We start from the raw sequence: 22,443 nt of genomic DNA, 5'->3' as shown, positions 1-22,443 counted from the left end.
ATTAAAACTCTTTTCGCAGCCAACTATTGAGTCGCTTGATCCACGAGCCAACTGATGCTGTAACACGTTTTTCTACTTCAGCTTCACCGTTAAGATGTGACTCTTTCCCATAGTGAAGCAATCCCACCGCCGTCGAATAATACGGCTCCTGAGCATAATCCGTTAAACCGGTAATGTTCAGCGGCGCGCCGATACGCACTTGCGTATGAAACACGCGCTGAGCACAGGCTGCAAGACCTTCGATCTGCGCTGCGCCACCGGTTAATACAATGCCTGCCGCCAGGTGATGTTTAACCCCTTGTTGGCGAAGCTTTTCCTGCAACTGCAATATCTCTTCGTTGACCAGGTTGAGCAACTCGGTATAGCGCGGCTCGATCACCTCTGCCAGGGTCTGACGTTGCAGACTCCGCGGCGGACGACCGCCTACGCTCGGCACTTCCACGCTCTCATCTTTTCCAACGATGGAACCCAGCGCACAACCGTGGCGAACTTTAATCGCTTCGGCGTCGCTTGGCGGCGTGCCAAAGGCGTAAGCGATATCACTGGTCACGACATTGCCAGCATAAGGAATTACCTTTGTGTGGCGCAATGCCCCACCGGTATAAACGGCGATATCCATTGTACCACCACCGATATCGACGACGCAGACACCCAGTTCACGTTCATCTTCCGTCAATACCGAATAACTTGATGCCAGTCCGGCAAATATCAGTTGGTCAACTTTCAGCCCACAACGTTCAACCGCTTTGACGATGTTTTTCGCCATATCGTTGTGACATGTGATCAGGTGCACTTTTGCCTGCATCCGCACACCCGAAAGTCCTACCGGATTCTTGATCCCTTCCTGATAGTCAATCGCATACTCTTGCGGGATCACATGCAGCACACGATGCTCATCGCGCACACGCACCGATTTCGCGGTATGGACGACGTTTTCCACATCTTCTTGCGTCACTTCTTCTTCAGAAATAGGCACCATACCAATTTCATTCTGGCAGCTGATGTGCTTACCAGAAAGCGCCAGATATACCGAAGAGATCTGACAATCTGCCATCAATTCTGCCTGGTCAATGGCGCGTTGTACGCACTTGACCACGGATTCGAGGTCGTTCACCCCGCCTTTATCCATACCACGTGACGGGCAGCTGCCCACGCCAATGATATTGACCATACCGTCGGGCAGAACTTCCCCTACTAAAGCGGCAACCTTCGCGGTACCAATTTCCAGTCCTACTACCAGTTTTCTGTCCGTCGCCTTGATCATTGTTGTTCTGCCTGTGCCTGATTTTGTTGCTGAGTAGATTCCTCTGGCGGCAAGGGCGCCCAGCCTACTGCCGCTCCAGAGTCATAACGCAAATCAACGTAGCTAATCCGTTTGCCATCGGTTTGCGCCTGCTGCTGTAAAACCGGATAAAGTTCTACAAAGCGAACCAAACGTTTCATCGTATCGCCCCGGCCAAGATTGAGCTTAATATCGTTATTCAGCGTCAACTGCCAGGAACGCCGCGCGGTCATCGCCGCTTCCTTCAGAGTAAATCTGTCCTTTGCCAGCATCTGCCCCATTTCGCGATAGCCCTGCAACACTTCATTAGCGCTGCCTTCCGGGCCATACAGCATTGGAAGCACCTGCTTGCTGGTGCGATCTGGCGGCACGCTGAAGGTGTTTCCTTCCGCGTCTACCATGTGTTGATCATTCCACCGCGCAATCGGCACATATTCAACCAGATGAATCTTCAATTCATCAGGCCACTGCTTTCTGACGCTCACCTGCTTAATCCACGGCAGGCGTTGTTCTATTTGCGTCTGGATGATGTTGACATCCTGGGTCATAAAGGTACCCGGCTCACCCAATGCCAGGATCGACTGCCGGATATCGTCATTACGCGTGTAATGGCGTTCACCGGTCAACACCAGCTTTGAGAGCGGCAGGCGTTGCGCATCTTCCATCCAGCTCAACACGACCCAGCCGCTCACCAACACTGTCGTTAAAACGGTCAGCAGGAAAAGGATCCCCGCCAGACGCGTTCCATTATTGCGGCGAGAAGAAACCTCTTCTTCGCTGTTTCGCGTGTTCAGAGCAGCCTGCGACATATTAGTCCGCCAGTTCCAGAATTCGTACTACCAACTGCGAGAAGCTCATACCTGCCTGACGTGCCGCCATCGGCACCAGGCTGTGGCTGGTCATACCCGGTGAGGTATTGGCTTCCAGCAGATAAAACTGTCCATCACTGTCCAGCATAACGTCAATACGTCCCCATCCTTTGCAACCTAACGTCGTCCATGCTTTCAGCACTAATGCCTGCAAATTGGCCTCTTGTGACGCTTCCAGACCTGCGGGGCAGAAATACTGTGTCTCATCAGAGAGATACTTCGCCTCATAATCATAGAAGGTTCCGGACGGTTGAATACGTATTGACGGTAAAATTTCTTCACCGAGTATCGCAACCGTGAACTCCGGCCCACTTAGCCATTTTTCAATCAATACTTCTTCATCGTGCTGAAATGCCAATCTTAATGCATCTTGTAGAGCATTTTCTGCTACTACTTTTGACATTCCCACACTGGAACCTTCGCGGCTCGGCTTAACGATAACCGGCAAACCCAGAGCAGAAATTTCTGCTAACTGCTTATCGCTCAGGCCTTTTTCAAACTCTGCGCGGGTTAACGCTACCCACGGCGCGACCGGTAAACCGGCACCTTGCCACAGAAGTTTGCTGCGTAGTTTATCTATTGAAAGCGCAGATGCCATCACTCCGCTGCCGGTATAAGGCAAGCCCATCAGCTCGAGCATGCCCTGCAGCGTACCATCTTCACCGCCGCGACCGTGTAGCGCGATAAACACTTTCTGAAAACCCATCGACTTCAGTTGCGTCACGTCGACTTCTTTCGGGTCGACAGGATACGCATCAATACCGCCTTCACGCAGCCCGGCTAACACCGCTGCGCCAGAATTCAGAGAAACTTCCCGCTCAGCGGAAGTCCCGCCCAACAGGACCGCGATTTTATCAGTCATGTTGTTCTTCCTCCGGAGTTTGCGGCTTCAGTTTGATTTCAGCTAAAGAACGGGCAATTTTTCCGATATTACCAGCCCCCTGAACGAGAATCAGGTCGTTACCGGTTAATACCGGTGCCAGCATCTCGGCTACCTGCGCAGGGTCCGGCACCAGAATGGGATCAATTTTCCCACGTCCACGAATTGTGCGACACAGCGAACGGCTGTCCGCTCCCGGAATTGGCGCTTCGCCAGCCGGATACACTTCCAGCATCAACAGGGTATCAACCTGCGTCAGCACATTGGCGAAATCATCATACAGGTCGCGCGTACGGGTAAAACGGTGCGGCTGAAACAGCATTACCAGGTTTTTATCCGGCCAGCCTGCGCGCGCCGCTTTAATGGTGGCGTCAACTTCCGTCGGGTGGTGGCCGTAGTCATCGACCAGCATTGCCGTACCGCTTTTACCATTCACTGGCTCCAGCGGGAATTCACCGAGGAAATCAAAACGGCGACCAGTCCCCTGGAAGCTCTCCAGCGCACGCAAAATAGCCTCGTCGTCAATTCCCTCTTCCGTAGCAACCGCAACCGCAGCTGCGGCGTTCAGCGCGTTATGACGGCCTGGCGCATTCAGGGTGACGCACATCGGCTCTTTGTCCTGACGCAGCAGCGTAAAGTGCCCCTGCGGGCCAATCTGCTGATAATCTTCTACACGCACGTCGGCATCTTCGCTGAAGCCGTAAGTTGTGGTCTGACGTCCCACACGCGGTAACAATTCGCGGATCACCGGATCATCAACACACATCACCGCACGACCGTAAAAAGGCAGGTTGTGCAGAAAATTAATAAAGGTCTGTTTTAAATTCTCAAAGTCGCCCTGGTAGGTATCCATGTGGTCGGCTTCGATATTGGTGACAATCGCCACCATCGGTTGCAGATGCAGGAACGATGCATCACTCTCATCTGCTTCGGCAATCAGGTACCGACCATGCCCCAAACGCGCATGAACCCCCGCCGCTTTTACCAGCCCGCCGTTAACGAAGGTTGGGTCGAGCCCCGCTTCTGCGTAGATGCTGGAAACCATCGCGGTAGTTGTCGTTTTGCCGTGCGTTCCTGCAATGGCGATGCCATGACGAAAACGCATTAACTCAGCCAGCATTTCGGCACGACGGATCACCGGAATACGCGCTTCATGAGCTGCGACAATTTCCGGGTTGTCGGCAGAAATGGCGCTGGAAACAACGACCACGCTGGCATCACGTACGTTTTCCGGGCGATGGTTGAAATAAATCGTCGCACCCAGATTCAGTAACTGCTGCGTGACCGGATTTGGCGCTAAATCGGAACCACTGATCTGATAACCTTCATTGGCCAGAACTTCGGCAATACCGCCCATACCGGCACCACCAATGCCGACAAAATGTATGTGCCGAACGCGACGCATTTCGGGCACGATGGAACGCAGTTTTGCCAATTGTTGTGTATTCATTCTTTACGCCATTAACTTCTTAAATTCATACGATGCAAAAGGCATCGCTACAATTACGCCCGGGCAGCCCGGCTCACTTCATTTGCCACTCGCTCGGTGGCATCCGGAATGGATGCAGCGCGGGCGCGTTCTGCCATGGTTAATAAGGTTTCTCGCGACCACCCGGCCAGGGTGTTGGCGACAGCATCCACGCTAAGCTGTGGCTGCTCGATAATTTTGGCTGCGCCCGCTTTTTCCAGCGGTAGCGCATTCCAGTATTGCTGGCGGTCTTTATGTTGAAACGGCACAAACAACGCCGGTAGTCCTGCCGCGGCGATTTCACTCACAGTTAAAGCACCGGAGCGGCAAACGACGACATCCGCCCACGCATACGCCGCCGCCATATCATCAATAAATTCAGTCACTTTATGCTGCGGTTGCCCCGCTTCGGCATACGCCTGTTCAACGGATTGTTGCGAACCTTTGCCGCTCTGATGCCAGATAGTGACTGAATCACCCAGTTTCGCAGCAACCTGCGGCATTGTCTGGTTAAGAATGCGTGCGCCCTGGGAACCACCCACTACCAACACACGAACCGGACCTTCACGTCCAGCCAAACGTTGCTGCGGCAACGGCAGCGCCAGCACATCGGTACGCACCGGGTTACCCACCACTTCCGCATTAGGGAAAGCGCCTGGAAACGCCTGCATCACTTTGGTAGCAATCTTCGCCAGCCATTTATTGGTTAAGCCCGCAATACCGTTTTGTTCATGAAGTACAACCGGAATGCCTAACGACCACGCGGCCAGACCACCTGGACCTGATACATAGCCGCCCATACCGAGTACCACGTCAGGTTTGTACGCTTTCATAATCGCCCGCGCCTGACGCCAGGCGTTGAAGATACGCAGCGGCGCAGCTATCAGTGCTTTTATACCTTTTCCACGCAAACCAGAGATACGAATGAAATCAATTTCGATGCCATGTTTTGGCACTAAGTCCGCTTCCATACGGTCGGCAGTCCCCAGCCAGCGAACTTGCCAACCCTGAGCCATTAGATAGTGCGCAACCGCCAGTCCCGGGAATACATGTCCACCGGTTCCGCCTGCCATCACCATTAATCGCTTTCCTTGACCACTCATCGTGAACCTCGTACAAACGCCTGCGCTTTCTCCAGACGCGTTTCATAATCAATACGCAACAGCATCATGATGGCTGTCGACATAATCAGTAAGCTCGAACCACCGTAACTGATTAGCGGCAATGTCAGACCTTTGGTCGGTAACATCCCCGCCGCCGCGCCTACGTTAACCAGCGCCTGGAAGCTAAACCAGATGCCAATAGAACAGGCGAGAAAACCGGAAAAACGGTGGTCAATTTCTAATGCTTTGCGGCCAATCGACATCGCACGAAAAGCGACGAAGAATACCATTAAAAGTGCTAGTACCACACCGACATAACCTAATTCTTCGCCGATAATGGCGAAAATAAAGTCAGTGTGCGCTTCCGGCAGATACTCCAGTTTTTGTACCGAATTACCTAAACCTTGCCCCCAAAGTTCGCCGCGACCAAACGCCATCAGCGATTGCGTTAACTGATAGCCGCTGCCAAAGGGATCTTCCCACGGGTTCCAGAATGCGGTAACACGGCGGATACGGTACGGTTCGGCGAGGATCAGCAACACAACCGCTGAAATGCCCATACCGATAATGGCAATGAACTGCCACAATTTCGCTCCCGCCAGGAACAACATCGCCAGCGTAGTCACAAACAACACCACCACCGTACCAAGGTCTGGCTGTGCCAGCAGTAACACTGCCAACACCAGAATCACGCCCATCGGTTTCAGGAAGCCGCGCAGGTTATTACGTACTTCGTCGCCTTTACGCACCAGATAGTTGGCGATATAGCAAAACAGCGACAGTTTTGTCAGCTCCGCAGGCTGGATACGCAGCAAACCGAGATCGATCCAACGCGATGCCCCTTTAACAGCGCTACCCACTACCAGCACGATCATCAGCAGGATGATAGATCCGAGCAGCATCGTGGCACTGTAGCGTTGCCAGAACTCCATCGGCAGACGCAGCGTAATGATCGCCAGAATAAACGCCAAAATCAGATAGACACCATCACGCTTCGCGAAGAAGAACGGATCGTTGGTTAAGCGTTGCCCTATGGGCATTGACGCCGAGGTCACCATGATAAAGCCAATCGCCGCGAGGCCGAAGGTCAGCCACAGTAAGGTGCGATCGTACATGATCAGGCTGTCGGTATCTTTTTCCCGCGAGCCCATCACCCAGCCCTTTAGCGCCGTGGAGATCCAGACCAGGATACTGAATCCTGGCAGGCGCGGCATTTTCAGGCGAGGGAGAGATAAACGCATCAACCTAACTCCTTCGCCAGACGGGCAAACTCATTGCCTCGTTGTTCAAAGTTCTTGAACTGATCAAGGCTGGCACAGGCCGGGGAGAGCAGAACCATATCGCCCGGCTGAACACGCGGAGCCAGCAAGCGCATAGCCTGTTCCATAGTTTCGGTTTGTTCTGCCACTTCCGGGCGTAGCGCCGCCAGCTGCGCGCCGTCACGACCGAAACAATACAGACGTACGTTATCGCCATTCAGGTAACGCACCAGTGGGCTAAAGTCCGCCGATTTACCATCGCCGCCCAGCAACAAATGCAGCGTGCCGTCTACGTGCAGGCCATTCAGCGCCGCTTCCGTACTGCCGACGTTGGTCGCTTTTGAATCGTTAATCCAGCGCACACCGTTATGCTCCAGCACCACTTCAAAGCGATGCGGCAGACCGGTGAAGGTGGTTAACGCTTTCAGGCTGCTGGCGCGCGGTAACCCTGCGGCATCTGCCAGCGCCAGCGCCACCAGCGCATTGGTGTAGTTATGCTGCCCGGAAAGTTTCATCTCTTTCACATTCAGCACTTTCTCGCCTTTAACCCGCAGCCAGGTTTCGCCCTGCTGATGATTCAGGTGATAGTCACCCATGTTGACGCCAAAGCTGACGCAGCGTTCATCCGCACCGCGAATCGGCATTGTTAAGGCATCATCAGCATTAACCACGCAAACTTTCGCGTTTTCGTAAATGCGCAGTTTTGCTGCACGATACTGTTGTAAACCAAACGGGTAGCGATCCATATGATCTTCAGTCACGTTCAGAATGGTCGCTGCTACCGCCTGTAAGCTGGAGGTGGTTTCCAGCTGGAAGCTCGACAGTTCCAGCACGTACAGTTCACACTCATCATCCAGTAGCATCAACGCAGGCAGGCCAATATTGCCACCCACACCAACGTTAACCCCCGCCGCTTTCGCCATTTCACCCACTAGCGTGGTGACCGTGCTTTTGCCGTTAGAACCGGTAATCGCCACAATCGGTGCTTGTGCTTCGCGACAAAACAGCTCGATATCGCCAACGATTTCGATTCCGGCATCAGCGGCAGCGCTTAAGGATGGATGCGCCAGTGCAATACCGGGACTGGCGACAATCAGATCTGCCGCCATCAGCCATTCATCATTCAGACTGCCCGTGTGGCGTTCTACGGCTTCGGGTAATTTATCCAGGCCAGGCGGTGTCATACGCGTATCCATAACGCGCGGCGTCACACCGCGAGCGAGGAAAAAGTCCACGCAGGAAAGCCCGGTGAGGCCCAGGCCGATAATGACAACATTTTTACCCTGGTAATCAGCCATGATTAACGTACCTTCAGCGTTGCCAGACCAATCAGGACCAGCATCAGCGAAATAATCCAGAAACGCACAATGACGCGCGGTTCCGGCCAGCCTTTCAGTTCATAGTGGTGATGAATCGGTGCCATGCGGAAAATACGTTGTCCGCGCAGTTTAAAGGAGCCGACCTGCAGGATGACAGAAAGCGTTTCTACCACGAACACGCCCCCCATAATCACCAGCAGGAATTCCTGACGTAGCAGTACGGCGATAATGCCTAACGCACCACCTAACGCCAGCGAACCGACATCGCCCATAAAGACCTGCGCCGGATAGGTGTTAAACCACAGGAAGCCCAGTCCTGCCCCGACTATCGCGGTACAGACAATAACCAGTTCCCCGGCGTGTCGCAGATACGGTATGTGTAAATAGCTGGCAAAGTTCATGTTGCCGGTCGCCCACGCCACCAGCGCAAAACCACCGGCGACAAATACGGTCGGCATAATTGCCAGACCGTCAAGACCATCGGTCAGGTTTACCGCGTTGCCAGTACCCACAATGACGAAGTAAGCCAGCAGAATGTAGAACAGCCCCAGTTGCGGCATCACATCTTTAAAGAATGGGACCACCAGCTGCGTTGCGGGCGTGTCTTTGCCGGCAAGGTACAAAGCGAAAGCAACACCCAGCGCAATGACCGACATCCAGAAATATTTCCAACGAGCGATCAACCCTTTGGTGTCTTTACGCACCACTTTGCGATAATCATCAACAAAGCCAATAACACCGTAACCTACCAGCACCACCAACACGCACCAGACGTACGGATTGGACGGGTAAGCCCACAGCAGCACGGAGATCACAATCGCTGTCAGGATCATAATCCCGCCCATGGTCGGCGTACCGCGCTTGCTGAAGTGTGATTCAGGACCGTCGTTACGCACTACCTGACCAAAGGAAAGTTTTTGCAAATGAGCAATCATGCGCGGGCCCATCCACAATGAGATGAACAGCGCGGTCAGCAGGCTGACGATGGCGCGAAACGTCAGATAGGAAAAGACGTTAAAGCCGGAATAATATTTGACCAAATGTTCGGCCAGCCAAACTAACATGTCCCATTCTCCTGTAAAGCGCGTACTACCTCTTCCATGGCAGCACTACGTGAACCCTTAACTAAAATCGTAATTACCTGTTGCTCAGCAATCAGTGATTTAAGACGCGTAATTAACGCAGTTTTATCAGCAAAATGTTCGCCAACGCCGCTGGCGGTGCTGATAGCATGGCTTTGTTTACCCATGCTTAACACGCGGTCAATACCAGCAGCTTTTGCCGCCTCACCCACCTGTACATGGCAGGCTTCGCTTTCAGCGCCCAGTTCCGCCATATCGCCCACCACCAGCACGCGGTAGCCCGGCATTTCAGCCAGTACCTGAACAGCTGCGGTCATTGAACCGACATTGGCGTTGTAGGAGTCGTCGAGCAGCAACTGGTTTTCTGCCAGTTGGATGGGGAACAGACGGCCAGGAACAGCTTTCAGATTTGCCAGCCCCGCTTTGATAGCATCAAGCGTTGCGCCCACGGACATGGAGAGCGCAGCGGCTGCCAGCGCATTCGCAATATTGTGACGCCCCGGCAACGGCAGCAGAACATCGACGCTACCGGTTGGGGTTTGTAGGGTAAATTCCATACCGTGCGAGGTCACATGGATATTGGTGGCGGTGAAATCGCTGTTGGCGGCATTGGGTGAGAAACGCCACACTTTGCGTGAGCCAATTACGCTCTGCCAGTTCAGCCAGTCGTTGTTGTCGGCGTTCATAATGGCGATACCGTTTTCCGGCAGGCCGCTAAAGATTTCACCTTTCGCTTTCGCGACACCCGCAAGCGAGCCAAAACCTTCCAGATGCGCCGCTGCCAGGTTGTTGACCAGCGCCGCTTCCGGGCGAGTCAGACTCACAGTCCAGGCAATCTCGCCCTGATGGTTCGCGCCAAGTTCAATAACTGCGTAATCGTATTCCGGCGTTAAGCGCAACAGCGTCATCGGTACACCGATGTCGTTGTTGAGATTGCCTGCCGTATAAAGCGTGTTGCCGCACTGGCTTAAAATCGCCGCCGTCATCTCTTTAACGGAGGTTTTGCCGGAGGACCCCGTCAGAGCAACCACGAGCGCCGGAACTTGCTGGCGAACCCATGCAGCCAGTTCACCAAACGCCAGACGCGTATCCTTGACGATTAACTGCGGCAGGTCGATGTCCAGCGGACGGCTAACCAGTAGTGCGCCTGCGCCGCCAGCTTTCGCCTGGTCGGCAAAATCGTGGGCATCAAAACGTTCACCTTTCAGGGCAACAAACAGGCAGCCCGGCGTCAGTTTTCGGGTATCAGTGGTTACAGCATCAAGGGTGATATCTGCACCTTGCAGTTCACCGTTGAGAATATCGGTAAGTTGGCTAAGGGTTACGCTAATCATGCAATCCCCCCCAGCAGACGCGCCACCGTGACGCGATCGGAGTAGTCCAGACGCTGATTGCCAACAATCTGGTAATCCTCATGGCCTTTGCCCGCGACCAGTACCACATCATTCTCTTTAGCCTGCATAACGGCGCAAGTCACCGCTTCAGCACGGCCTTCCATCACTTTGGCATGTCCGGCATCTAACATTCCCGCCAGAATATCGTTGATGATGGCACGCGGTTCTTCGGTACGCGGGTTATCGTCCGTCACCACCGCCACGTCAGCAAACTCTTCGGCAATTGCGCCCATCAGTGGACGCTTACCTTTATCGCGATCGCCACCACAGCCAAAGACGCACCACAGCTTGCCCGCACAGTGCAGGCGCGCCGCCTGTAAGGCTTTTTCCAGTGCATCCGGCGTATGCGCGTAATCCACCACCACCGTCGGTTTGCCTGGCGCAGTGAACACTTCCATACGTCCGCAAACCGGTTGCAGACGCGCGGCGGTTTTCAGCAGATCAGCCAGTGGATAGCCCAGCGCCAGCAGTGTTGCCAGCGCGAGCAACAGGTTGCTGACGTTAAAAGCGCCCATCAGATGGCTTTCAATTTCGCCATCGCCCCAGCTTGAACTAAAGCGAATGGTCGCGCCGCTGTCGTGATAGTTCACTTCGGTCGCTTTCAACCAGCGTCCGTGACAGTTCGGATTGATATGATCTTCCATTGATACCGCAACCGCGTCCGGCAGTTTTGCCAGCCAGCGGCGGCCCACTTCATCGTCGGCGTTAATAATCGCCTGACCGCAATGATGTTCAGAATAAAGCAGCCATTTCGCAGCTTCGTAGTGTTCCATATCACCATGATAATCAAGGTGATCGCGGCTTAAGTTGGTAAAGACCGACGCCGGAAATTTCAATGCCGCCACACGGTGCTGTACCAGCCCGTGGGAGGAAACTTCCATTGCGCAAAAAGTCGCGCCCTGATCCACCAGCCCCGCCAGCTCATGCTGAACATCAACTGCCGAACCGGTAGTATTTTCTGTCGGGATCACTTTCCCCAGCAGACCGTTACCAACGGTGCCCATTACCGCGCTGGTTTCGCCAAGCAGTTGGCTCCACTGCGCCAGAAGCTGGGTCGTCGTGGTTTTGCCGTTGGTGCCCGTTACGCCTACGAGACGTAAATTGTCAGAGGGTTCATGGTAAAAGCGGCCCGCCAGTGCAGATAAACGCTCGTTGAGCTGGCTGAGATAGATGACCGGTACGCCGTGCATTTCACGGATTTCACCGTCGGTCGCCTCATCTTTCGCCTCTGCAATAATGGCAGCCACACCTTGCGCTATCGCCTGCGGGATATATCGACGCCCGTCCGCCTGATGACCTACTACAGCTACAAAGAGATCGCCCGCCGCAGCCACACGGCTGTCGAGTGTCATCTCTCGCAGTGCTCGCGAAGGTGCGTCTGGCACCCACGGAGCAAGAAGGTCGCGCAAATTACGATCTGCCACCTGTCCCCTCGCCTTGATTAATCACAAATTCATTTTTATCGCCCGTTGTCAGCGCATCCGGCTCGATGTTCATGGTACGCAATACGCCGCCCATGATGGCACCAAAGACCGGCGCGGAAACGGCGCCGCCGTAGTATTTACCCGCCTGCGGATCGTTGATAACAACAACCAGCGCGAAGCGCGGCTGACTCGCAGGCGCAACGCCTGCGGTATAAGCAATATATTTATTGATGTAGCGACCGTCCGGCCCGACCTTTTTCGCGGTACCGGTTTTAATGGCGATACGATAGCCTTTAATCGCCGCCTTCACGCCGCCGCCGCCTGGTAGCGCCACGCTTTCCATCATATGCACCACGGTGCGAACAATGGATTCCGGGAAGACACGTTCACCGGGAACCGGGGGGTCAACTTTGGTAATCGACAGTGGGCGATAAATGCCGTAGCTGCCGATAGTTGCGTAGACTCGCGCTAACTGTAACGGTGTTACCATTAGCCCGTAGCCGAAAGAGAAGGTGGCCCTCTCTATGTCAGACCACCGTTGTTTTTGAGGATATAAGCCACTGCGTTCTCCGACCAACCCCAAATTGGTCGCTTTTCCCAGTCCAAAACGTGAGTAAGTATCTACTAACGCTGAGGACGGCATCGTTAACGCCAGCTTGGAAACACCGACGTTACTCGACTTCTGTAATACCCCGGTCAGGGTTAATTCGCTGTAGCGTGCCACGTCTTTGATTTCGTGGCCGTTAATTCGATAAGGAATGGTATTGAGTACCGAGTTTTCCCGCACCACGCCACGTTGCAACGCGGTCATCACCACCATCGGTTTAACCGTTGAGCCCGGTTCAAACACGTCGGTGATGGTACGGTTACGCATCGCCTCTTTCGGCGTGCCGCTCAGATTGTTAGGGTTGTATGACGGGCTGTTAGCCATCGCCAGCACTTCACCTGTGTTGACATCCACCAGCACGGCGCTACCAGATTCAGCCTTGTTAAAGGCCACCGCGTTGTTCAGTTCGCGATAAACCAGCGCCTGCAGGCGTTCATCAATACTCAGCGCCAGGTTGTGCGCTGCCTGGCTGTCAGTAGAAGAAATATCTTCAATTACGCGACCATAGCGGTCTTTACGCACAATGCGCTCACCCGGCTGCCCGGTAAGCCATTTATCGAAACTCTTCTCAACGCCCTCAATCCCTTGACTATCGACGTTAGTAAAGCCGATGAGGTGAGCAGTCACTTCGCCGGACGGATAGTAACGGCGAGACTCTTCACGCAGATGAATCCCCGGCAGTTTCAGTTTTTTGATGTAGTCCGCCATGTCAGAGTTTACCTGACGCGCCAGATAAATAAAGCGCCCTTTCGGGTTGGCGTTAATGCGGGCAGAAAGCTGATCCAGCGGAATATTGAGCGCGTTAGCCAGCGCCTTCCAGCGGTCACCGACGCTGATACCGCCAGCGTCATGCACTTCTTTCGGGTCAGCCCAAATCGCTTTTACCGGCACGCTCACCGCTAACGGGCGACCAGAACGGTCAGTAATCATGCCGCGGGAGGTGGAAACTTGCTGAACGCGAAGAGAACGCATGTCGCCCTCTTTCACCAGCATATCCGGGGAGATAACTTGTAACCACGCTACTCGTCCGAGCAGAAAAGCCAGCGCCAGGAGAATACAGCCGCATAACAACGCAAAACGCCAACTGATAAAGTTGGCATGTTCTTCCTGACGTTTTGGTTTCTGCGTTTTCGCCGCTGCTTTCATGCGTCGCGTTTATCCTTATTTTTGCACTACGATATTTTCTTGTGACGGATCAACATGCTGCATTTGCAGCTTTTCCGTGGCGATCCTTTCCACCCGGCTATGGTCGCCGAGCGCATTCTCTTCAAGGATCAGGTTGCGCCATTCAATGTCTAAAGCATCTCGCTCCAGCACCAGTTGTTCGCGCTGAGCGGTCAGTAAACGGGTATGGTGCGCCGTGGTTACCACGGTCACCGCCGTCAAAATAATGCAAATGAACAGGCAGAGTGGCAGCTTCCCAAATCGCAAAAGATCGTCACCGATAACACCAGGCAATGCATGGCGCTCGTGGCTTCCCATCGATCCTTTAACTTTGCTTAGAGCTTCTGTCACTCTGCTGATCATGCGTTCGTCCTCTCTGCAATACGCAGAACTGAACTACGGGCACGAGGGTTCTCAGCCACCTCTTCTTCGCCCGGCATTAACTTGCCTAGTGCTCGCAGCTGACGGCCACCCAGTTTTTTGAGCTGCTCTTCAGTCATCGGTAACCCTGCCGGAACTTGCGGACCGCGGCTGTTTTCACGCATAAAACGTTTCACAATACGGTCTTCCAGCGAGTGGAAGCTGATGATCGAAAGCCGCCCACCCGGGGCCAGCACGTTGAGCGAGCTTTTTAGCGCCTGCTCTATCTCCTCCAGTTCACTGTTTACCCAAATGCGCACCGCCTGGAAGGTACGGGTCGCGGGATGTTTAAACTTATCTTTCACCGGCGTTGCAGCAGCCACGACTTCCGCCAGTTCTTTGGTGCGGGTCATCGGCTGTTCGCGGTTACGCTCGACAATGGCGCGGGCAATGCGTTTGGCAAAATGCTCTTCACCATAGGTTTTCAATACCCAGGCGATATCGGCTTCTTCTGCGGTTTGTAGCCATTCAGCGGCTGACTGCCCACGGGTTGGGTCCATACGCATGTCCAGCGGACCATCGCGCATAAAGGAAAAGCCGCGTTCAGCATCATCAAGTTGCGGTGAAGAGACGCCAAGATCGAGGAGAATGCCGTCGATCTTGCCAATAAGATCGCGCTCGGCAACGTATTCGCCCAGCGCGGAGAAAGGTCCGTGGATGATGGAGAAGCGCGGATCATCAATAGTCTTCGCAACGGCGATAGCCTGCGGGTCGCGATCGATCGCCAGCAAACGCCCCTCTTCGCCAAGCTGCGAGAGGATCAGACGTGAGTGACCACCGCGACCAAAAGTCCCATCAATGTAGATGCCATCAGGACGGATATTGAGGCCATTAACGGCTTCATCCAGCAGCACCGTAGTATGTTTATAGTTTTCCATCATTTTATAGAGACAAGTCCTGCAGTCGCTCCGATAAGTCTCCGGTAGCCAACTGCTCTGCGTCGATATCTTCCTTGACCTGTTGATGCCAGGTTGTTTCATCCCACAGCTCAAACTTGTTGAACTGTCCAACCAGCATCACTTCTTTTGTCAGCCCGGCATGTTGCCGCAGTACTGGCGCGATTAACAATCGACCTGCGCCATCCATCTGACATTCGCTGGCATGACCTAACAGTAGGCGCTGCACACGGCGCTCAACCGGGTTCATGCTCAACAGACGCGATAATTTTTGCTCGATAATTTCCCATTCAGGCAGGGGGTAAAGCAGCAGGCACGGGTGATGAATGTCAATGGTGCAAACCATTTGACCGGCAGCGTTCTCAAGCAGCTGTTCCCGATAACGGGTAGGCACTGATAAGCGCCCTTTGCTGTCGAGATTGACTAACGTTGCTCCCCGGAACATGCCAGCCTCACCCCTTATTCCCACTTTGCCCCACAATTTCCCACTGAAAGGAGTTTACGGAGCGGAGGAAAAGCTTGTCAAGCCAGTCACAAGGCATACCGAGGTAAAAAACCCGATGTTTACGGCTAATATCAGCGTTGTTTATTTTACGTCCAACGTGCGAAGCAAATTAACGTTATGAATAGCTGTAAGAAAAAATCCCTCATCGTCATCACTGTTTTAAAATGACTCACTATTTTCCACAGCAAATATAAAGTGTCAGTTTGCGACGCGAGCGGCATTTTAGGACATATCTTCCCCGGTTAACAGTCCTTGTTACGTCTGTGTGGCGCTTGATGCCAGCGGGTTTGCGCAAAAGCAAAGAAAAGTGTTTGTTAAATCGGCAATTCATCGCCGCATGTAACAAAATAATGCAAAAACGCGCTGTCGATATCACTTAATTATTGTGAATTTCAGCTGGTGAGTTAATTAACGGGCGGGTTTAAAACCATTTATCAATAATAGTCAGGAATAGTCTTATTTACTTTAAGGATATTGATGTCCGGTAATGACTCCAACTTACTGATAGTGTTTTATGTTCAGATAATGCCCGATGACCTTGTCATGCAGCTCCACCGATTTTGAGAACGACAGTGACTTCCGTACCAGCCTTGCCAGATGTTGTCTCAGATTCAGATTATGTCGCTCAATGCGCTGAGTGTAACGCTTGCTGATAACGTGCAGCTTTCCCTTCAGGCGTGATTCATACAGCGGCCAGCCATCCGTCATCCATACCACGACCTCAAAGGCCGACAGCAGGCTCAGAAGACGCTCCAGTGTGGCCAGAGTGCGTTCACCGAAGACGTGCGCCACAACCGTCCTCCGTATCCTGTCATACGCGTAAAACAGCCAGCGCTGACGTGATTTAGCACCGACGTAGCCCCAATGTTCGTCCATTTCAGCGCAGACAATCACATCACTGCCCGGTTGTATGCGCGAGGTTACCGACTGCGGCCTGAGTTTTTTAAGTGACGTAAAACCGTGTTGAGGCCAACGCCCATAATGCGTGCACTGGCGCGACATCCGACGCCATTCATGGCCATATCAATGATTTTCTGGTGCGTACCGGGCTGAGAGGCGGTGTAAGTGAACTGTAGTTGCCATGTTTTACGGCAATGAGAGCAGAGATAGCGCTGATGTCCGGCAGTGCTTTTGCCGTTACGCACCACGCCTTCAGTAGCGGAGCAGGAAGGACATCTGATGGAAATGGAAGCCACGCAAGCACCTTAAAATCACCATCATACACTAAATCAGTAAGTTGGCAGCATTACCTTGATGTCCAGTCCCGTACTCTACGCGCCAGAGGGAAATTCACCTGGCGCGTATTTTTGTTCGCGGATTAGCTACGGCTGAGCACGCCGCGGCGATAGAGATTACGTTTAATGCGCGTTAAACCAGGTTTTGGCTTACGCGGTTCGTCCAGGCTTGCCAGGACAATCTCCAGCACACGCTCTGCGACATCGCGGTGACGTTGAGCCACTGCCAGCACCGGACACTGTAAGAAGTCGAGCAGTTCGTTATCGCCAAAGGTGGCAATTGCCAGGTCAGAAGGCAGTTTGCCGTCGCGACGCAGCGTGACATCCATCACTCCTTGCAACAACGCAAACGACGTTGTGAACAGCGCCTGCGGCATCGGATGCGTTTCCAGCCATTTTTCGAATAACTGGGCAGCCGCCTCCCGCTCATAGCTGTTGGCATACAGGAAATGCACTTCGCGCGGATCATCTTTCCAAGCAGTACGGAAACCTTGTTCACGCAGGAAGCTGACAGAAAGCTCCGGCAGCGCGCCAAGATAAAGCACCGTCTCGGCGGGAAACTTACGTAACTCTTCCGCCAGCATTTCGGCATCATCCTGATCGGCACCAACCACGCTGGTGAAATGTTCACGATCGAGGGCGCGGTCCAGCGCGACAATCGGGAACGGGTCGTTAGCCCAGCGTTGATAAAAAGGATGCTCAGGTGGCAACGACGTCGAAACAATAATGGCATCAACCTGACGCTGTAAAAGGTGCTCAATGCAGCGCATTTCGTTGTCTGGCTGATCTTCTGAGCAGGCAATCAGCAGTTGATAACCCCGTTGCCGCGCCTGGCGTTCAAGATAGTTAGCGATGCGGGTATAGCTGGTGTTCTCCAGATCGGGGATCACAAGACCAATAGAACGTGTGCGTCCAGCACGAAGCCCAGCTGCCACGGCGTTCGGGTGGTAATTGTGCTCACGCACCACAGCCATGACTTTTTCAACGGTTTTGTCGCTCACACGGTATTGCTTCGCTTTGCCGTTAATAACATAGCTTGCAGTGGTCCGCGACACTCCCGCCAGCCGAGCGATTTCATCCAGTTTCACAATTGCCCCTTGCGTAAAATGTAAAAACCATAGCCATTGTACTGGTATGGGTTAAATTCATTAACATCTAAGCGCAGAAAATTAACTGCGGCAACTGCTTTTATTCCAGGTTCCCACTGATTTCGCAAAAAAAGCCCAACGTGACATGTTGGGCTGCAAATTGCGCACTGAGATCATTCTCAACGCATTATTTTATCGCCGCGCGAAAGTCCGACCACACCAGAGCGAGCAACTTCCACAATTTTCGCCACATCGCGAATCGATGCTAAAAATGCATCAAGCTTATCGCTGGTGCCTGCTAATTGAACGGTATAAAGCGAGGGGGTGACATCGATAATTTGCCCACGGAATATTTCCGTATTACGTTTCACTTCGTCACGCCCGTAACCGCTGGCCTGAATTTTCACCAGCATGATTTCCCGCTCAACATGCGCGCCCTGCCCCAACTCACTCACGCGCAAGACATCGACCAGCTTGTGTAATTGCTTTTCGATCTGCTCAAGTACTTTTTCATCGCCCACGGTCTGGATGGTCATACGCGATAATGTCGGATCGTCGGTTGGCGCAACGGTCAGGCTTTCAATGTTGTAGCCTCGCTGGGAAAAAAGGCCAATCACGCGGGATAACGCGCCTGATTCATTTTCGAGTAAGACTGATAATATCCGGCGCATAATCAGGTTCTCTCCGTTTTGCTTAACCACATTTCATCCATTCCGCCCCCGCGAATCTGCATCGGGTAGACGTGCTCACTGCCATCGACGGTAACATCAACAAACACCAGGCGATTATTGCGCACCTGTTCCAGCGCCTCGCTAAGTTTGCTTTCCAGCTCATGCGGATGAGAGATCTGGATCCCGACGTGACCATAGGCTTCCGCCAGACGGACGAAATCGGGTAGTGATTGCATATAAGATTGTGAATGACGGCCGGAATAGATCATGTCCTGCCACTGTTTCACCATCCCCAGATAGCGGTTATTGAGATTCACCACCAGTACGGGCAACTCGTATTGCAACGCGGTAGACAGTTCCTGGATGTTCATCTGAATACTGCCGTCGCCAGTGACGCAAACCACGGTTTCTTCTGGCAACGCCATTTTGACGCCCAGTGCCGCAGGTAAACCAAAACCCATCGTGCCGAGACCGCCGGAATTGATCCAGCGACGCGGTTTGTCGAATGGATAATAAAGCGCAGCAAACATCTGGTGCTGCCCGACATCGGACGTCACGTAAGCGTCCCCATTAGTCAACCGCCAAAGAGTCTCGATCACCGCCTGCGGTTTAATCTTTTCACTGTGAGTGTCATATTTCAGGCACTGAAGAGCGCGCCACTGTTCAATCTGCTGCCACCAGTCGCGGATCTCATCCAGCGGTTGATGGGCGGATTCTTGCGACAGGAGTTCAAGCATTTGTTCGAGGACCTGGCGAGCATCCCCCACAATCGGGATATCCGCAGTCACGGTTTTAGAAATGGAAGTAGGATCAATATCGATATGCAGAACAGTGGCATTTGGGCAGTACTTTGCCAGATTGTTCGTCGTTCGGTCATCAAATCGTACCCCGACGGCGAAAATCACATCCGCGTTATGCATCGTCATATTGGCTTCGTAGGTACCGTGCATTCCCAGCATGCCCAGTGCCTGACGATGCGTTGCCGGAAACGCCCCCATTCCCATCAATGAGGAAACAACGGGCAGATTCAACGCCTCCACCGTTTCTTTCAACTGCTGATGGCAGCCCGCCATGATTGCCCCACCGCCTACGTAGACAACCGGTTTTTTTGCCGCTACCAGCGTTTGCAGAGCACGCTTAATTTGCCCTTTATGTCCGGTAGTAGTGGGATTGTAAGAACGCATACTGACCGACTCAGGGCAGACATAGGGTAATTTGTTCGCCGGATTAAGAATATCTTTCGGTAAATCAACGACCACTGGTCCTGGGCGACCACTTGCCGCCAGCCAGAAAGCCTTTTTCAGCACCTGCGGAATGTCTTCCGTTTGCTTAACCAGAAAACTGTGTTTAACCACCGGTCGCGAAATCCCCACCATGTCGCACTCCTGAAAGGCATCGTAACCTATCAACGAGGTCGCTACCTGCCCGGAAAGGACAACTAATGGAATGGAATCCATATAAGCGGTGGCGATGCCGGTAATCGCATTGGTCGCCCCTGGACCCGACGTTACCAGCACGACGCCGACTTCCCCGGTCGCACGCGCCAGGCCATCGGCCATATGCACCGCCGCCTGCTCATGACGAACTAATACATGATCAATACCACCCACGGTATGCAATGCATCGTAAATATCAAGGACTGCGCCTCCGGGATAACCGAATACTTGTTTAACGCCCTGATCGATAAGCGATCGGACGACCATCTCGGCTCCAGACAACATCTCCATGGCCTGCCTCACTGTTTGACGGAAAAAATGTGTAAAACACATTAACCGTCCGATCTTGCTTAAGCAATTGGCAGCCAGAGACATAAACGCAGGGTAATAAGAATAAACAGGAGGAAAGGTGAAAAGAAACGATAAAATCCTCCATTACGAAGGATTAAATTGATAATAAATCGGCTGAATCCCACAACTTACAGCAATTTCTCTATTTTTTTAATTAATCCTAAAATAGAGAGTCCACACATTCAGAATAAAATTCTACATTCAATAAAAAATGCAGAATAAACCAGACATTCATGTCTGGCCTATTCTGCATTCAGTTAGCGTTTGCAAATTGAGACTAATTGTTCTTCCATCCACTGATGGCCTTTATCGCGCCCGGCAGCTTCATGCCAAGAGAGATAACAGGTTCTGCTGTTTTGTTTTAACGGCAGCGGTAATACCTGTAATTCTAAGGATTCAGCGAACTCTTCAGCCAGCCAACGCGGCGCAATAGCGACCAAATGCGTTTGCGACACCACGCTAAGTACGCTCATCATTGCCATGCCCTGATACGCGATACTGGCTTGCTTATCTACCGTGTCATACCAAGGTTGACTAAATGACGCGAAACGATCGAGCGAAACCGCCGCATGTTGTTCGTTATAAACATCATGTTTCAGTAACGGGCCTTTAATTGTTGGATGATTTTTGCTGGCTACCAGCACCATTTCATCTTTAAATAATGGCACGCTGGTAAATTCAGGACGATGGAAGTCTTCATAACTAATCACAAACTCCGTTTCCTGATAACGCAGCTGATGTTCAGTGTTCTGATTTAATGAAGACTTGAACATAACATGTATATTTGGCGCAATCTGCTCAATGTGATTATAAATCTGCGAGGTCAGAATGCTGTCTAACGGGCTGCAAACACAAAGATGAAATACACGTTCACTGCTCGCGGGTTCAAAACCTGAACCAGGCAATTCATTTTGTACTAGTTGCAATGCCTGGCGAACTGAACCAAAAAGTTGAAATGCGCGAGCAGTCGGTTGAATACCACGGCCATAACGAACAAAAAGCTCGTCATTAAACATCACCTTCAGGCGTGCAACAGCGTTACTGACCGCAGGTTGCGACATACCCAGAACATGAGCGGCACGGGTAATGTTTTGCTCCTGCATCACGGCATCGAAAACGGTTAATAAGTTGAGATCGACCATGCGTAGCTGTGGCTTGCTTAACTCCGCCGTCTCTGAATGATCTGTTTGTACCTCTGGCATACTTAACTCCACTGTCACACTTAACTCCCTTTCCCTTATTGGAATGCAGAGAAATAATCCTGAAGAATATGATTTATCATGCATATAAAATAAGAAAAAGCAAAATGAGTAAAATTCGGAAAACATAAAGATACGGGTTCTGATAAAAACAGAATCCATTGCCGTGGAATGAGTCATTTACCACAGCATAATAATCCATAATGTTTTGTTGCGAAAACAATCTAATCATAACTACCGCGAATACTCAATCATCTACAAAATGGATTAAATGTGCTTATTTAATAATTAATTTATATATTTAATGCATTAATTCTTAACATTAATTGTTCAATAATATTCACCAAATCAATATCAAAAAAAATCGCAAAACATATAATTCAATACAAATCATCAGGATAGGTTTTGCAACGCGTGCATTTTGTCCCCTTTTTCCTCGTTGATTAGATGCAAAAATTTATGCTGAAATATGTCAACCGATGAAAAGCGTCGGTAGTTAAGCAGAAATTAATATCGCTTACTTTAACCACCGTAGCACAATTAGCTAATTTTACGGATGCAGAACTCACGCTGGCGGGACGTTTTTATTGCGTCAGGGTTGACATCCGTTTTTGTATCCAGTAACTCTAAAAGCATATCGCATTCATCTGGAGCTGATTTAATGACTCACATCGTTCGCTTTATCGGTCTACTACTACTAAACGCATCTTCTTTGCGCGGTAGACGAGTGAGCGGCATCCAGCATTAAGCCAGCACGCAGTCAAACAAAAAACCCGCGCCATTGCGCGGGT

At 52.1% G+C, this 22,443-nt stretch carries 22 protein-coding genes and 1 other annotated feature; of the genes, 1 reads left to right on the top strand and 21 read right to left on the bottom strand.

The genetic code is table 11. The features are described 5' to 3' along the window. Position 1 precedes the first annotated feature (1 nt). From ftsA to leuO, 21 genes are all read right to left on the bottom strand, one after another. Positions 2-1,264 carry a cell division protein FtsA gene (ftsA, locus tag SF0091; protein ID NP_706049.1) on the bottom strand — a complete coding sequence of 421 codons (1,263 nt, stop codon included), beginning with the start codon at positions 1,262-1,264 and terminating at the stop codon, positions 2-4. Continuing rightward, complete coding sequence (ftsQ, locus tag SF0090; RefSeq protein ID NP_706048.1) at positions 1,261-2,091, bottom strand: cell division protein FtsQ; 831 nt, start codon at positions 2,089-2,091, stop codon at positions 1,261-1,263. The genes ftsA and ftsQ overlap by 4 nt, the downstream gene beginning before the upstream one ends. A gap of 1 nt (position 2,092) precedes the next feature. Then, positions 2,093-3,013, bottom strand: a complete 921-nt coding sequence (gene ddl / locus SF0089) for a D-alanine--D-alanine ligase (protein NP_706047.1) — start codon at positions 3,011-3,013, stop codon at positions 2,093-2,095. Then, the gene (murC, locus tag SF0088; protein NP_706046.1) at positions 3,006-4,481 is read right to left on the bottom strand and encodes a UDP-N-acetylmuramate--L-alanine ligase; all 1,476 of its coding nucleotides are present in this window, start codon (positions 4,479-4,481) and stop codon (positions 3,006-3,008) included. The genes ddl and murC overlap by 8 nt, the downstream gene beginning before the upstream one ends. 53 nt (positions 4,482-4,534) lie before the next feature. Next, complete coding sequence (murG, locus tag SF0087) at positions 4,535-5,602, bottom strand: undecaprenyldiphospho-muramoylpentapeptide beta-N- acetylglucosaminyltransferase (RefSeq protein ID NP_706045.1); 1,068 nt, start codon at positions 5,600-5,602, stop codon at positions 4,535-4,537. Beyond that, a complete protein-coding gene (gene ftsW, locus SF0086; protein NP_706044.2) occupies positions 5,599-6,843 on the bottom strand; it encodes a cell division protein FtsW in 1,245 nt (414 codons plus the stop codon). Before ftsW ends, murG begins: the two co-directional genes overlap by 4 nt. Further along, positions 6,843-8,159, bottom strand: coding sequence for a UDP-N-acetylmuramoyl-L-alanyl-D-glutamate synthetase (gene murD, locus SF0085; protein ID NP_706043.1), 1,317 nt, complete (start codon positions 8,157-8,159; stop codon positions 6,843-6,845). The genes ftsW and murD overlap by 1 nt, the downstream gene beginning before the upstream one ends. Positions 8,160-8,161: 2 nt before the next feature. Beyond that, on the bottom strand, positions 8,162-9,244 hold the full coding sequence (gene mraY, locus SF0084; RefSeq protein NP_706042.1) for a phospho-N-acetylmuramoyl-pentapeptide-transferase: 1,083 nt from the start codon (positions 9,242-9,244) through the stop codon (positions 8,162-8,164). Continuing rightward, complete coding sequence (gene murF, locus SF0083; RefSeq protein ID NP_706041.1) at positions 9,238-10,596, bottom strand: UDP-N-acetylmuramoyl-tripeptide--D-alanyl-D-alanine ligase; 1,359 nt, start codon at positions 10,594-10,596, stop codon at positions 9,238-9,240. The genes mraY and murF overlap by 7 nt, the downstream gene beginning before the upstream one ends. Next, a complete protein-coding gene (murE, locus tag SF0082; protein NP_706040.1) occupies positions 10,593-12,080 on the bottom strand; it encodes a UDP-N-acetylmuramoylalanyl-D-glutamate--2,6-diaminopimelate ligase in 1,488 nt (495 codons plus the stop codon). The genes murF and murE overlap by 4 nt, the downstream gene beginning before the upstream one ends. Beyond that, positions 12,067-13,833 carry a peptidoglycan synthase FtsI gene (gene ftsI, locus SF0081; RefSeq protein ID NP_706039.1) on the bottom strand — a complete coding sequence of 589 codons (1,767 nt, stop codon included), beginning with the start codon at positions 13,831-13,833 and terminating at the stop codon, positions 12,067-12,069. Before ftsI ends, murE begins: the two co-directional genes overlap by 14 nt. Positions 13,834-13,848: 15 nt before the next feature. Continuing rightward, a complete protein-coding gene (gene ftsL, locus SF0080) occupies positions 13,849-14,214 on the bottom strand; it encodes a cell division protein FtsL (RefSeq protein NP_706038.1) in 366 nt (121 codons plus the stop codon). Further along, a complete protein-coding gene (mraW, locus tag SF0079; RefSeq protein NP_706037.1) occupies positions 14,211-15,152 on the bottom strand; it encodes a 16S rRNA m(4)C1402 methyltransferase in 942 nt (313 codons plus the stop codon). The genes ftsL and mraW overlap by 4 nt, the downstream gene beginning before the upstream one ends. A gap of 1 nt (position 15,153) precedes the next feature. Beyond that, positions 15,154-15,612, bottom strand: a complete 459-nt coding sequence (gene yabB, locus SF0078; protein ID NP_706036.2) for a cell division protein MraZ — start codon at positions 15,610-15,612, stop codon at positions 15,154-15,156. 543 nt (positions 15,613-16,155) lie between these two features. Further along, positions 16,156-16,923, bottom strand: a mobile genetic element. Then, on the bottom strand, positions 16,171-16,566 hold the full coding sequence (gene insB / locus SF0077; RefSeq protein NP_706035.1) for an insertion element IS1 protein InsB: 396 nt from the start codon (positions 16,564-16,566) through the stop codon (positions 16,171-16,173). (Overlaps the previous feature by 396 nt.) Further along, on the bottom strand, positions 16,593-16,868 hold the full coding sequence (gene insA, locus SF0076) for an insertion element IS1 protein InsA (protein NP_706034.1): 276 nt from the start codon (positions 16,866-16,868) through the stop codon (positions 16,593-16,595). Its footprint lies within the feature at positions 16,156-16,923. Positions 16,924-16,990: 67 nt before the next feature. Next, positions 16,991-17,995 carry a DNA-binding transcriptional regulator FruR gene (gene fruR, locus SF0075; RefSeq protein NP_706033.1) on the bottom strand — a complete coding sequence of 335 codons (1,005 nt, stop codon included), beginning with the start codon at positions 17,993-17,995 and terminating at the stop codon, positions 16,991-16,993. A gap of 81 nt (positions 17,996-18,076) precedes the next feature. Further along, on the bottom strand, positions 18,077-18,163 hold the full coding sequence (fruL, locus tag SF0074; RefSeq protein ID NP_706032.1) for a fruR leader peptide: 87 nt from the start codon (positions 18,161-18,163) through the stop codon (positions 18,077-18,079). An 11-nt stretch (positions 18,164-18,174) separates the two neighbouring features. After that, positions 18,175-18,666 carry an acetolactate synthase small subunit gene (gene ilvH, locus SF0073; protein NP_706031.2) on the bottom strand — a complete coding sequence of 164 codons (492 nt, stop codon included), beginning with the start codon at positions 18,664-18,666 and terminating at the stop codon, positions 18,175-18,177. A 2-nt stretch (positions 18,667-18,668) separates the two neighbouring features. After that, positions 18,669-20,477 carry an acetolactate synthase III large subunit gene (ilvI, locus tag SF0072; RefSeq protein NP_706030.4) on the bottom strand — a complete coding sequence of 603 codons (1,809 nt, stop codon included), beginning with the start codon at positions 20,475-20,477 and terminating at the stop codon, positions 18,669-18,671. A 233-nt stretch (positions 20,478-20,710) separates the two neighbouring features. After that, the gene (leuO, locus tag SF0071; protein NP_706029.3) at positions 20,711-21,832 is read right to left on the bottom strand and encodes a transcriptional activator for leuABCD operon; all 1,122 of its coding nucleotides are present in this window, start codon (positions 21,830-21,832) and stop codon (positions 20,711-20,713) included. A 481-nt stretch (positions 21,833-22,313) separates the two neighbouring features. On the opposite strand from leuO, the gene leuL reads away from it, so the two are divergent. Next, complete coding sequence (leuL, locus tag SF0070; RefSeq protein NP_706028.1) at positions 22,314-22,400, top strand: leu operon leader peptide; 87 nt, start codon at positions 22,314-22,316, stop codon at positions 22,398-22,400. The last annotated feature ends 43 nt before the right edge of the window (positions 22,401-22,443 follow it).

It is taken from the genome of Shigella flexneri 2a str. 301 (assembly GCF_000006925.2).
In the GTDB taxonomy this organism is placed as follows: Bacteria; Pseudomonadota; Gammaproteobacteria; order Enterobacterales; family Enterobacteriaceae; genus ECMA0423.
The sequence above is the reverse complement of the archived record's forward strand: the minus strand, read 5'-3'. Positions and strand labels throughout refer to the sequence as shown.

What these genes read in the sequence shown, in the direction of transcription:
- ftsA (NP_706049.1), bottom strand. Translation starts at nt 1,264, where the DNA reads ATGATCAAGGCGACGGACAGAAAACTGGTAGTAGGACTGGAAATTGGT.
- ftsQ (NP_706048.1), bottom strand. Translation starts at nt 2,091, where the DNA reads ATGTCGCAGGCTGCTCTGAACACGCGAAACAGCGAAGAAGAGGTTTCT.
- ddl (NP_706047.1), bottom strand. Translation starts at nt 3,013, where the DNA reads ATGACTGATAAAATCGCGGTCCTGTTGGGCGGGACTTCCGCTGAGCGG.
- murC (NP_706046.1), bottom strand. Translation starts at nt 4,481, where the DNA reads ATGAATACACAACAATTGGCAAAACTGCGTTCCATCGTGCCCGAAATG.
- murG (NP_706045.1), bottom strand. Translation starts at nt 5,602, where the DNA reads ATGAGTGGTCAAGGAAAGCGATTAATGGTGATGGCAGGCGGAACCGGT.
- ftsW (NP_706044.2), bottom strand. Translation starts at nt 6,843, where the DNA reads ATGCGTTTATCTCTCCCTCGCCTGAAAATGCCGCGCCTGCCAGGATTC.
- murD (NP_706043.1), bottom strand. Translation starts at nt 8,159, where the DNA reads ATGGCTGATTACCAGGGTAAAAATGTTGTCATTATCGGCCTGGGCCTC.
- mraY (NP_706042.1), bottom strand. Translation starts at nt 9,244, where the DNA reads ATGTTAGTTTGGCTGGCCGAACATTTGGTCAAATATTATTCCGGCTTT.
- murF (NP_706041.1), bottom strand. Translation starts at nt 10,596, where the DNA reads ATGATTAGCGTAACCCTTAGCCAACTTACCGATATTCTCAACGGTGAA.
- ftsI (NP_706039.1), bottom strand. Translation starts at nt 13,833, where the DNA reads ATGAAAGCAGCGGCGAAAACGCAGAAACCAAAACGTCAGGAAGAACAT.
- ftsL (NP_706038.1), bottom strand. Translation starts at nt 14,214, where the DNA reads ATGATCAGCAGAGTGACAGAAGCTCTAAGCAAAGTTAAAGGATCGATG.
- mraW (NP_706037.1), bottom strand. Translation starts at nt 15,152, where the DNA reads ATGATGGAAAACTATAAACATACTACGGTGCTGCTGGATGAAGCCGTT.
- yabB (NP_706036.2), bottom strand. Translation starts at nt 15,612, where the DNA reads ATGTTCCGGGGAGCAACGTTAGTCAATCTCGACAGCAAAGGGCGCTTA.
- ilvH (NP_706031.2), bottom strand. Translation starts at nt 18,666, where the DNA reads ATGCGCCGGATATTATCAGTCTTACTCGAAAATGAATCAGGCGCGTTA.
- ilvI (NP_706030.4), bottom strand. Translation starts at nt 20,477, where the DNA reads ATGTCTCTGGCTGCCAATTGCTTAAGCAAGATCGGACGGTTAATGTGT.
- leuO (NP_706029.3), bottom strand. Translation starts at nt 21,832, where the DNA reads ATGACTCATTCCACGGCAATGGATTCTGTTTTTATCAGAACCCGTATC.
- leuL (NP_706028.1), top strand. Translation starts at nt 22,314, where the DNA reads ATGACTCACATCGTTCGCTTTATCGGTCTACTACTACTAAACGCATCT.